This is a genomic window from Streptomyces sp. YS415 (assembly GCF_023544665.1).
Taxonomy (GTDB): Bacteria; Actinomycetota; Actinomycetes; order Streptomycetales; family Streptomycetaceae; genus Streptomyces.
The window spans coordinates 95,095-106,302 of the sequence record NZ_JAMJFL010000018.1 but is presented as its reverse complement, the minus strand read 5'-3'; the positions used below and the strand labels follow the sequence as shown (position 1 = coordinate 106,302).

The window sequence follows — 11,208 nt, the reverse complement described above, 5'->3', positions numbered from 1 at the left end:
CTCGTTCATCCGGTAGGGGCGTCGGGGCCGATCCTGCTGCGTACGGCTGTCTGGACCTCGGCCTCCTCGGCCGGGTCGGCGGCGAGCCGGCGCAGTCGCTCCACGACGCGGTTGTCCCCGGTCTCGGCGTGCCGGGCGGCGATCTCGCGGGTGGTCTCCTCGCAGTCCCAGAGGCATTCGACGGCGAAGCCGGAGCGGAACGAGGGATCGGTGGCGGCGAGGGCGCGGGCGGTCCTGCCGCGGAGATGGGAGGAGGCGGTCTCGCGGTAGATGTGGCGCAGGACGGGCGCCGCGCAGGCGATGCCGAGCCGTCCGGCGCCGTCCACGAGGGTCCACAGGGTCTTGGCGTCGGGCCCCTCGCCCCGGACGGCCTCCCGGAGCGCCGCGAGGACCAGGTCGCTGTCCTGGGCCCCGCCGCGGCAGGCGAGCATGCGTCCGGCGGAGGCACCCAGCGGATCGGGCCGGCGGGCCCAGCCGCGGGCCCGGTCGACGGCGGCGACGCTGCGCATCCGTTCGAAGGCGTCGACGGCGGCCTCCACGACGGGAGGCGGCCCTGCCGCCACGGCCGCCTCGATGAGGTCGAGCGCGTCGGGGTCGTTGCTGTCGGCGAGGTAGCGCAGGGCGGTGCAGCGGGCGCCCTCGGTGCCGTCCTTGGCGGCCTGCACGATCTCCGGCCGGTCCTCGGGTCCGGCGACGGCGGCGAGGCATCGGGCGGCGGGCACGTGGAGCGCGGCGCCGCGGTCGACGCCCTGCTGCGCCCACTCGAAGACGGCCCGCACGCTCCACCCCGGGCGGGGTCCGGCGGGGCGCATCTGCCGCTGCCAGCGGTCGAAACAGCCGGCCTCCTGAGCGGCACGCACCCGCGTGGCGACCGATTCGCGCGGATCCTCGGCCCACAGCCGCCACGGCCGTGGCTCGAAAGCGTCGCGTACGGCGGCGGCCAGCTCGGCCTCGCCCTCGGCGTCGGTGGCGAAGCGGGCCAGGACGGGCGCGGCGAGGGCGCGAAGTCCGGCGTCGTCGTCGCGCAGCGCCAGTTCGTCCAGGGCCCAGGCCCAGTTGGCGCCGGTGGCGGCGTACCGGCGCAGCAGGGCGAGGGCGTCCCGTCTGCCGTAGGAGGCGAGGTGGCCGAGGACGGCCAGGGTGAGGCCGGTGCGGGACTCCTCGGTGTCGAAGACGTCCTCGACGTCGAAGAGATGGGCCTCGATCTCGTCCAGCTCGCCGTTCAGGTCGAGGAAGAGCCGTGCGTAGTACAGGGAGCGGTTCTCCACCTGCCAGTCGTGGCGGGGGTCGCTGAGCACGCAGTGGTTCAGTGCCGCGAGCGCTTCGGCGCGCGGGGCGGTGAGCGCGTGGAGGGTGCCGTCGCCACGGCCCCGCTGGAGCAGGCCGAGCAGCGTACCGCTGGGCGCTATGACCGGATCGAACATGGGAAACAGCCTCACATCAAGCGTCGACGCAACCGGGGACGTGCTCTACCTGGCCGCGTGACAACACGTCGGGGCGCCCGCCGTTTCCTGCTTGCTGTAAGCCATCTTCCTCTGCCTCTCGTAGGTGGCCCATGCGGACCGCTTCACGGTCCGCGCGGTGCGGCAACACCTGCCCGGCCATCGCGTCCGTGAATCACGACGTCATGATGACTCGGCAGTTCCGTCTGCCGCGACCGAAATTTCGGCGGCCCCGTACCGCCTCCCCCGTTTTCCGTGTCGTAGCTGGTCAGAGCGTACGGATCAGTGTGCGCCGAACAATTCGAGCAGGTCCGTCTTGCCGAACATACGGGCGGTGTCGAGGGCCGACGGGGTGCCCTCCGACGGGTCGGCGCCGCCGTCCAGAAGCGCCTGGATCACATCCGTCGCGCCCTTGAACACGGCCCCCGCGAGCGGGGTCTGGCCCCGGTCGTTGATCCGGTCGGCCTCGGCCCCGCGCGCGAGCAGCGCGCGCACCGCCTCGGCGTGGCCGTGATAGGCGGCGAGCATGACGAGAGAGTCGCCGCGATCATTGGTGAGGTCGGCCGGAACACCGGCGTCCAGATAGGCCACGAGCGCCTCGGTCCGCCCCTGCCGGGCCAGATCGAAGATCTTGGTCGCCAGCTCCACGACCTCGGGGTCGGGGGCTTCACTCATCGCCGGTCCGCCTCTCCGTTACAACCGTTCAGGTGAATCGCCAGGGTACTGGCTCGCGCGGCACATGACCCGATGTGCCCGAGGTAAAGATCACCACGAACCCGGCCGGACGCAGGAGCCCAGCTCACCCGGCCCGGAACGACTCCACCAACCGGGGGAAATCCGCCGAATTTCACCCACTTGCACCTTTTATCGTATGGATACATCCTGTGATCCTGGAAGTACTCATGGTGACTGTCCCCGCAAACCAGGAGAACTCAAATGATCCTGTCCATCTCAGGCGTGGTCCTGCTCGGCATCATCGTCTTCCTCTTCTTCAAGAAGGACGGCCTCAAGGCGTCCCATGCCCTGGTGGCCGCGCTGTTCGGGTTCTACCTGGCAAGCACGGCCATCGCCCCGAGCATCAAGGCGGGCGGCGAGAGCCTGGCGAGCCTCCTAGGCGGCATCAAGTTCTGAGCCCGCCCGTCCCGTCCGTACGCACCTCCAGGAGACAGCAGTGGCCCGGCGCCCCCTCCCCCGCATCCTGAGCACAGGCAGCGCGCAGATCGCCCGGAGCCGGGAGCTGGCCCGGACGGCGGCCGACAGCGCCACCGACGTCCTCCACCCGCTGATCACGATCACCCGCGGGCTGCGCCGGCTGGCTTCGGCCGGGCGGCGCAAGTGGGCCGACACCCCCAAGGACAGGCGCGGGCCACTGCTGTTCCTGGTGGCCTCGGTGATCCTGGTCGTCGCGCTCGTCCCCTACGGCCCGCTGCTCGCCGTCATCACCCTGATGGCGGCGGCAGCCTGGCACGGCCGTGACCGCACCCCGGCGGCCCCGGACGGCCCGGACGAGTCGCAGACGGAACGCCTGAAGTCGCTGTACGAGGCCCTGGTTCCGTACTTCTCGGCCCCCGAGGACCCCGAACCCCTGTACGCCCACGGCGGTGAGTGGGACAGCGCCTTCCCCGAGTACGACTTCGACGCCTCGGGGCGCTTCACGAGCCTCACGATCCGCTACCCGGCCTACTTCACCGACGGCGAGCCCGAGTCCCGCGCGCGGATCGAGCATCTGCTCGCCGCGAAGTCGGGCCGCGGCCGGGAGTACCGCTTCACCTGGGACGAGGAGGGCAACCGGCTCTCCCTCGCGGTCCTGCCGCCGCTGCCCACCGACATCGCCGCCCAGCGCTTCGTCACGTCCCCCGGCGAGACGGTGCTCGGCTTCACGGACCCCGGCGAGGTCCAGCGCACGCTCCCGCTCACCCACGGCGAGGAGCAGCGCGACATGCCACCGGTCGTCTGGCGCACCGGGATCCGCTCCACCGAGCCCCATCTGCTGGTCATGGGCCAGCCCGGCAGCGGCACCTCCACCCTGCTCCGCTCGATCGCCCTGCAGGCCCTTCAGTACGGCGATGTCGTCATCGTCGAGGGCGGCGCCACCGGCGAGTACGCCTGCCTGACCGGCCGGGACGGCGTCCTCGCCGTGGAGTGCGCACTGGCCGGAGCGCTGGCCAGCCTGGAATGGGCGGCGCACGAGACGGAACGCCGGCTCATCGCGGCCAACCGCGCCCGCCAGGCCGGTCACCCGCCGCCGGAGGACACCAAGCGCCCCCTGTGGCTCCTGCTGGACCGCCCGACGGCCTTCACCCACCTGGCCGCCACCGAGGATCACAAGGATCCGCAGTCCCTGCTCCAGGTGCCTCTGCGGCACGGCCGCGCGGCGAACGTCACCGTGGTCGTGGCCGACCAGTTCGAGAGCGCGGAGCTGCTGAGCGAAGCCGTGCAGCAGCACACCCGCGCGCGTGCGGTCCTGGGCCCCGCGACGGCGGCCCAGCTGACGGCCTTCCTGGGCGCACCCCCGCACACCACCCCGACCACCCAGGTCCCCCCGGGCCGCGGGTACGCCCGGCTGGGCGCGGGCCCGGTCCTGCGCCTCCAGGTCCCGGCCACCCCGGATCCCTACGACGACGCCACCACGGACGCCCACCGCCAGGCGGTGGCGGACCTGCTCCCGCCCCGCACCACCCCCGCGGACGCGGAGCAGCAGCCGGAACCCGCCCCGGAGCCGGAACCGGAGCGCGTCCCGGTGCTCGAGCCGGAACCGGAGCCTGTCCCGGTCCTCAAGCCGGAACCGGAGCCCGTCCCAGTGCTCAAGCCGGAAGTGCTCAAGCCGGAGCCCGTCCCGGTCCTGAAGCCGGAGCCGGTCCCGGTGCTCAAGCCGGAACCCGTGGCCGCGGAGGCGAAAACGGCCGAGCCCTCCCAGCTGGCCTAGCCGTCCCCGCCCTCACGCCACGAAGGTGCGCGGCGCCTCGCCGCCGCCCGTTCCCCCGCTCTCCACCAGGCGCGCCGCCGCGGCCAGCCGTACCGCGGCCTCCTCGGCGACCGCGCCGCCCACGGTGAACGGCAGCCGCACATAGCCCTCGAAGGCGCCGTCGACCCCGAAGCGGGGGCCTGAGGGCACCCGGACACCGACCCGTTCCCCGGCCTCCGCCAGCCGCGAGCCGGACAGGCCGCCGGTGCGGACCCAGAGCGTCAGCCCGCCCTTGGGGACCTCGAACTCCCACTCGGGCAGCTCCCGCCGCACCGCGTCGACCAGCGCGTCCCGGTTCTCCCGGGCCTGACGCCGGCGCAGTTCGACGGCCTGCTCCCAGCCGCCGGTACTGAACAGCCAGTTCACCGCCAGCTGCTCCAGCACGGGGGTCCCCAGGTCGGCGTAGGCGCGCGCGGCGACCAGGCTGCGGATCACATCGGGCGCCGCCCGCACCCATCCGATGCGCATCCCGGCCCAGAACGCCTTGCTCGCGGAACCGACGGTGATCACCGTGGCCCCGGCCGGATCGAAGGCGCACACCGGCCGCGGCATGGAGACGTCCGCGTCGAGCCACAGCTCGGTCATCGTCTCGTCGGCGATCAGCACGGTGCCGGCGGAGCGTGCCGCCTCCACCAGCTGCCGCCGCTGGTCGTCGTCGGCGAGGGCGCCGGTCGGATTGTGGAAGTCGGCGACGACATAAGCGAGCCGGGGCGCCGCGTCGCGCAGCACCTGCCGCCAGCGGTCCAGGTCCCAGCCGCTGAGCCCTTCGGCCATGGCGACGGGCACCAGCCGCGCCCCCGCCTCGCGCATCAGCTGGAGGATGTTGGCGTACGACGGCGACTCCACGGCGACCCGCTCGCCCCGCCCGGCGAAGAGATGGCAGATGGCGTCGATGGCGCCCATCGCACCGGTCGTCACCATGATCTGCTCGGGCATGGTCGGGATCCCGCGCGCGGTGTACCGCTCGGCGATCATCGCGCGCAGCGCGGGCAGCCCGGCGGGATAGTCGCCGTGCGTATGGGCGTACGGCGGCAGTTCCTCCAGGGCGCCCTGCACGGCCCGGGTCAGCCACGGCTCGGGGGCGGGCAGTGCGGCGCAGCCGAGGTCGATCATCGAGCCGAGGGCCTCGGGCGGCAGCGGTTCCAGCCCGCGCGCGGGGAGCGGATTCCCGGCCGGGACCGCGGTCCAGCTGCCCGCCCCGCGCCGGGACTCCAGGAAGCCCTCGGCGCGCAGCGCCTCGTAGGCCGCGGCGACCGTGGTCCGGCTCACGGACAGCGCGAGCGCCAGTTCGCGCTCCGCGGGCAGCCGCGCCGCGACCGGCACCCGCCCCTCCAGGACCAGCAGCCGGATCCCGTCGGCCAGCGCCCGGTAGGCGGGCGGGCGGCGCGTGCCGGGGCCCGCCGGGCGGTCCTGCTGGGAGCTGAGCAGCCGGGCGAGCTGAGCCGGTCCCACCGCCGAGGTCCACTGCGCCATGGAAATCAGTCCACCTTCCCCGGATTGGCCCTGGATGGCCGTTCTCCTCAAGCCACAGGGTGTCATGAGGCAGGCCACTACCACCACAGGGGGGACCCTCTTGTCCACCACGGACCGTCTCGGGAGACGGCTGATCCAGCTGTACGCCGGTCTCGCGCTCTACGGGGCGAGCTCGGCGCTCCTCGTCGAAGCCGGCCTCGGCCTCGAACCCTGGAACGTGCTGCACCAGGGGCTGGCCGAGCTGACCGGTCTGACGATCGGCGTCGTGTCGATCGGCGTCGGTGCCGCGGTACTGCTCCTGTGGATCCCGCTGCGCCAGCGGCCGGGCCTCGGCACCGTCTCCAACGTCTTCGTCGTCGGCATCGCGATGGACGGCGCCCTGGCCGCCCTTCCCGAGGTCCACACCCTCACCGTCCGGATACCCCTCCTCGTCGCCGGCATCGTCCTCAACGGTGTGGCCACCGGCCTCTACATCGCCGCCCGCTTCGGACCGGGCCCGCGCGACGGCCTGATGACGGGCCTGCACCGGCGCACCGGCCGCTCGATCCGGCTGATGCGCACCGCCGTCGAGGTCGCGGTGGTCGTCACCGGCTTCCTCCTGGGCGGCACCATCGGGGTCGGCACCCTGCTGTACGCGCTGGCCATCGGCCCGCTCGCCCAGTTCTTCCTGCGCGTCTTCGCCGTCCCCGCGGCACCCGGCGGCAGCACGGTCGTTGCCACAGGTCAACCCCGGCGCGCGATACTGCGACGGTGAGCACGCCGATACGCCACCCCTATCTCGACCACCCCGGTCCGCTCGCCTTCGCCCACCGGGGCGGGGCGGCGGCAGGTCTGGAGAACACCCTGCGCCAGTTCCGGCGCGCGGTGGACCTGGGCTACCGGTACCTGGAGACCGACGTCCACTGCACCCGCGACGGCAGGCTGGTCGCCTTCCACGACGCCACGCTGGACCGGGTGACCGACGGCGCCGGCCGGATCGCCGACCTGCCCTGGGCGGACGTACGGCACGCGCGCGTGGCCGGCCGGGAGCCGGTGCCGCTGTTCGAGGAGCTCCTCGAGGCCTTCCCCGAGGCCCGCTGGAACGTGGACGTCAAGGCGGAGTCCGCGCTGCTGCCCTTCCTCGACCTCATGGAACGCACCCGCGCGTGGGACCGCGTCTGCCTCGGCTCCTTCTCCGAGGCACGGGTCGTACGGGCCCAGCGGCTGGCCGGTCCCCGGCTGGCGACGTCCTACGGCACGCGCGGGGTGCTCGGGCTGCGGCTGCGCTCCTGGGGGATGCCCGCGGCGGTGCGCCGGTCGGCGGTCGCCGCGCAGGTGCCCGAGACGCAGTCCGGCATCCAGGTCGTCGACCACCGCTTCGTGCGCACCGCCCACGCCCACGGGCTCCAGGTGCACGTGTGGACGGTCAACGAGGAGGACCGGATGCACCGGCTCCTGGACCTGGGCGTCGATGGCATCATGACCGATCACATCGAGACATTGCGCAAGGTCATGGAGGACCGGGGCGTCTGGGTCTGACACCCCGGCGGCCCGCGGCCCGGACGGGGAAGCGAGGGCGCGGGTGGACACCGGCACCATGGGGACGGCGGCGGCCGAGGAGGCCGCGGAGCGGCGGCGCGAACAGCGCGGCTGGTACGTCTACGACTGGGCGTGCTCCGTCTATTCGACGAGCGTCCTCACCGTGTTCCTCGGCCCCTACCTGACCACGGTGGCCGAGGCGGCCGCCGACGCGGACGGCTTCGTCCACCCGCTCGGCATCCCGGTGCGCGCCGGGTCCTTCTTCGCCTACTCGGTGTCCCTGTCGGTCATCGTGGCCGTGCTGGTGATGCCGCTGGTCGGCGCCGCCGCCGACCGCAGCGGCCGCAAGAAGCCGCTGCTCGCCGCGGCCGCCTACACCGGGGCCGCCGCGACGGCCTGCATGTTCCTCCTCGACGGCGACCGCTATCTGCTGGGCGGCGCCCTGCTGATCGTCGCGAACGCGGCCCAGTCCGTGGCGATGATGCTCTACAACTCCTACCTGCCGCAGATCGCCCCGCCCGAGGAGCGCGACGCGGTGTCCTCCCGGGGCTGGGCCTTCGGCTACGCGGCGGGCGCCCTCGTGCTGGTCGCGAACCTGGTGCTGTATCTCGCGCACGACTCCTTCGGCGTCTCCGAGACCACCGCCGTGCGCATCTGCCTGGCCGCGGCCGGCCTGTGGTGGGGCGCCTTCACCCTGGTACCGCTGCGCAGGCTGCGCGACCGCCGCTCCTCCCCCGGCGAGCGCGCCACCGCCCCCGGCTTCCGGCAGCTCGCGGCGACCGTCCGAGACATGCGCCGCCACCCGCTGACCCTCGCCTTCCTGCTGGCCTACCTCGTCTACAACGACGGCATCCAGACGGTGATCTCGCAGGCCTCAATCTACGGCTCCAAGGAGCTGGGGCTCGGCCAGTCCACGCTGATCGGCGCGGTGCTGCTGGTCCAGGTGCTGGCCGTGGCCGGGGCGCTGCTGATGGGCCGGCTGGCCCGCACCTACGGCACCAAGCGCACCATCCTCGGGTCGCTGGTGGCCTGGACGGTGACACTGGCGGCCGGGTACTTCCTGCCCGCCGGGGCACCCGTGTGGTTCTTCGTGCTGGCCTCCGGGATCGGCCTGGTCCTCGGTGGCAGCCAGGCCCTGTCGCGCTCCCTGTTCTCCCATCTCGTACCGCCGGGCAAGGAGGCCGAGTACTTCTCCGCGTACGAGGTGAGCGACCGCGGGACGAGCTGGCTCGGGCCGCTGCTGTTCGGGCTGACCTACCAGCTGACCGGCAGCTATCGCGACGCGATCATCTCGCTGGTGGCCTTCTTCGCGCTCGGGTTCGTGCTGCTCGCGCGGGTTCCGGTGCGGCAGGCGATCAGCGACGCGGGGAACCCGGTTCCGGCAAGGATTTAGCGTTCGGCGCGAAAGAGCGGTAGTGTACGCGTTTGGCCTGCCAGGCGTACCGTTACTGCGCGTCAAAGATAGCGAAACGCTGGGTCACATCTCCTAGCAGATGTGACAAACCGGGCGCAGGTGGGTACAACAAGGGGCGGCTACGACGGCGACGCATGACCCGGAACGGGAATCTTTACCGCCGACCGGACGTTGACCGGATGACGACGACAGCGACACCTGTCCTGTGGGCGACAAGCCCGGGAGGCACGATTCATGAGTGAGCGAGCTCTTCGCGGCACGCGCCTCGTGGTGACCAGCTACGAGACGGACCGCGGCATCGACCTGGCCCCGCGCCAGGCCGTGGAGTACGCATGCGAGAAGGGACATCGCTTTGAGATGCCCTTCTCGGTCGAGGCGGAGATTCCGCCGGAGTGGGAGTGCAAGGTCTGCGGGGCCCAGGCACTCCTCGTGGACGGCGACGGCCCTGAGGAGAAGAAGGCCAAGCCCGCGCGTACCCATTGGGACATGCTGATGGAGCGGCGCACCCGCGAGGAACTCGAAGAGGTCCTCGAGGAGCGCCTGGCCGTACTGCGTTCCGGCGCGATGAACATCGCGGTCCACCCGAGGGACAGCCGCAAGTCGGCCTAGTCCCCCCGGGGCCCGGAACCCCGATCCAGCACAAGACAGCACAACACCGCGGGCGCCGTACGTTCTTCGTACGGCGCCCGCGGTTTTCCGCATGTCTCCGGCTCGGCCCCTGTCTCCGGCTCAGCGCGTCAGCGGCGGACGCGGCCCCCCGCGGGTGTCCGCGGGCTCGTCCCTGATGACCTCACCCTGCACGACCTTGCCGTCGGGCCGCCGCATGCGGGCCTGCTGGAAGGCGCCGCCCAAGGACCCCGCACCGGCCTCGCGGAGCTTGCGGTCGAAGGTGCGCTCCGTGTACCGCCCGAGGGCCTTCTGCACCGGCGGGACGAGCAGGAGCAGGCCGAGCACGTCCGAGATCAGGCCGGGCAGCATCAGCAGCAGACCGCCGAGCATCGTCAGGCCGTTGCCCCCGCCGGACGGGGCCGGGGTGCCGCCCCGCTGGAGCGCCTCGTTGAGATTCTGGAAGGCGCGCCGCCCCGCCCGCTTGATCACCACGGTGCCGAGCACCAGACCCACGAGCAGCAGCAGGAAGACCGTCAGGCCGCCCGCCGCCCCCGCGACCAGGGTCAGCAGCCAGATCTCCAGCACCAGCCAGGCGGCGATGCCCAGCGGCAGGAAGGTGCGCAGCCGGGAGCGCCGGGGCCGGGCGGGGTGCATGGGAGTCGGTGCGCCAGTCGTCATGCGTCCAGTGTGCCTGGCCCCGGCTCAGCGCGGGATAAGGGCTATCAACGGGGCCTGCCCGGCCGTAGGACTAGGACCTGGGCGGTTGCGGCTTCGCCCGGCCCAGGAGCTTGCCCGCCCGTTCCTGGGCGCCCCAGGTGGTGACCCGCCACAGGGCCTCCACGAGGATGTCGCGGCTCATCTTGGAGTCGCCGTGCTCGCGTTCGACGAAGGTGATGGGCACCTCGACGACGTGGTAGCCAGCCCTGACCGCACGGCGGGCGAGGTCGACCTGGAAGCAGTAGCCCTGCGAGGCGACGTCGTCGAGGCCGAGGCCCTCCAGGGTCTCGCGGCGGAAGGCGCGGTAGCCGCCGGTGATGTCGCGCAGCGGCAGATCAAGGGCCATCCGGGAGTACAGGCTGCCGCCGCGGGAGATGAACTCACGGCTCCTGGGCCAGTTCACGACCCGGCCGCCGGGCACCCAGCGCGAGCCCAGGACCAGGTCGGCGCCCTTCAGCGCGGTCAGCAGCCGCGGCAGCTCCTCGGGCCGGTGGGAACCGTCGGCGTCCATCTCGACCAGGACGCCGTAGCCGTTGTCCAGACCCCAGCGGAAGCCCGCCAGATAGGCGGCGCCAAGGCCCTCCTTGCCCTTGCGGTGCAGGACATGGACGTGGTCGTCCCCGACGGCCAGTTCGTCGGCGAGCTTGCCGGTGCCGTCGGGGCTGTTGTCGTCGGCCACGAGGATGTGCGCCTCGGGCACCGCCGAACGCACCCGGCCGACGATCGCCTTGATGTTCTCCGCCTCGTTGTAGGTCGGAATGATCACCAATGCGGTGCCGAGCGGACCGAACCGCTTCCCCGAGACCTCCGCCTCACGGATCCCGTCGCCGTCGTTCACCACTGCCCCTTCGTGTGCGTCCGCAGACGTCCACCATAGTGGGCGCGGCCTGCGATTACGTGACATCACGTTCGTATGGTGGTGTCCATTCCACAAGAGTGGGGTACGCATGTGCTTTTCGGATCATGTGCGTGCGCTGCGGATGGGGGCCCGGCGCCCTTCGGGCCGACCTGGGGCCCGCTGGCTGCGGGTCGACCGAAAGCCGTTGTCTACTGAGCGCCCGGGCCCCACC

11 protein-coding genes are annotated in these 11,208 nt (G+C 72.4%); 6 read left to right on the top strand and 5 right to left on the bottom strand.

What is annotated here, in order from left to right:
• Positions 1–5: 5 nt before the first annotated feature.
• Positions 6–1,424, bottom strand: coding sequence for a HEAT repeat domain-containing protein (locus M8H82_RS23010; protein ID WP_250076816.1), 1,419 nt, complete (start codon positions 1,422–1,424; stop codon positions 6–8).
• 300 nt (positions 1,425–1,724) lie between these two features.
• Entirely contained in the window at positions 1,725–2,117 is a 393-nt protein-coding gene (locus M8H82_RS23005; protein WP_250076815.1) for an ankyrin repeat domain-containing protein, read from the bottom strand.
• Between the two features lie 261 nt (positions 2,118–2,378).
• Here M8H82_RS23005 and M8H82_RS23000 point away from each other — a divergent pair, with 261 nt between their 5' ends.
• A complete protein-coding gene (locus M8H82_RS23000) occupies positions 2,379–2,573 on the top strand; it encodes a hypothetical protein (RefSeq protein WP_015661880.1) in 195 nt (64 codons plus the stop codon).
• A gap of 40 nt (positions 2,574–2,613) precedes the next feature.
• Positions 2,614–4,368 carry a hypothetical protein gene (locus tag M8H82_RS22995; protein ID WP_250076813.1) on the top strand — a complete coding sequence of 585 codons (1,755 nt, stop codon included), beginning with the start codon at positions 2,614–2,616 and terminating at the stop codon, positions 4,366–4,368.
• 12 nt (positions 4,369–4,380) lie between these two features.
• Here the strand turns inward: M8H82_RS22995 and M8H82_RS22990 are convergent, their stop codons facing one another.
• Complete coding sequence (locus M8H82_RS22990) at positions 4,381–5,880, bottom strand: PLP-dependent aminotransferase family protein (protein WP_250076811.1); 1,500 nt, start codon at positions 5,878–5,880, stop codon at positions 4,381–4,383.
• 64 nt (positions 5,881–5,944) lie between these two features.
• On the opposite strand from M8H82_RS22990, the gene M8H82_RS22985 reads away from it, so the two are divergent.
• From M8H82_RS22985 to M8H82_RS22970, 4 genes are all read left to right on the top strand, one after another.
• A complete protein-coding gene (locus M8H82_RS22985) occupies positions 5,945–6,634 on the top strand; it encodes a YitT family protein (RefSeq protein WP_250076809.1) in 690 nt (229 codons plus the stop codon).
• Positions 6,631–7,398 (top strand): glycerophosphodiester phosphodiesterase, encoded by a 768-nt coding sequence (locus M8H82_RS22980; RefSeq protein ID WP_250076807.1) that lies wholly within the window; start codon positions 6,631–6,633, stop codon positions 7,396–7,398. The genes M8H82_RS22985 and M8H82_RS22980 overlap by 4 nt, the downstream gene beginning before the upstream one ends.
• Positions 7,399–7,456: 58 nt before the next feature.
• Complete coding sequence (locus M8H82_RS22975; RefSeq protein ID WP_250076848.1) at positions 7,457–8,791, top strand: MFS transporter; 1,335 nt, start codon at positions 7,457–7,459, stop codon at positions 8,789–8,791.
• A gap of 255 nt (positions 8,792–9,046) precedes the next feature.
• Positions 9,047–9,421, top strand: coding sequence for an RNA polymerase-binding protein RbpA (locus M8H82_RS22970; protein ID WP_003977404.1), 375 nt, complete (start codon positions 9,047–9,049; stop codon positions 9,419–9,421).
• 120 nt (positions 9,422–9,541) lie between these two features.
• On the opposite strand, the gene fxsA is transcribed toward M8H82_RS22970, so the two are convergent.
• A complete protein-coding gene (gene fxsA / locus M8H82_RS22965; RefSeq protein WP_250076805.1) occupies positions 9,542–10,099 on the bottom strand; it encodes an FxsA family membrane protein in 558 nt (185 codons plus the stop codon).
• Between the two features lie 70 nt (positions 10,100–10,169).
• Positions 10,170–10,976 (bottom strand): polyprenol monophosphomannose synthase, encoded by an 807-nt coding sequence (locus M8H82_RS22960; RefSeq protein ID WP_250076803.1) that lies wholly within the window; start codon positions 10,974–10,976, stop codon positions 10,170–10,172.
• Positions 10,977–11,208 lie beyond the last annotated feature (232 nt).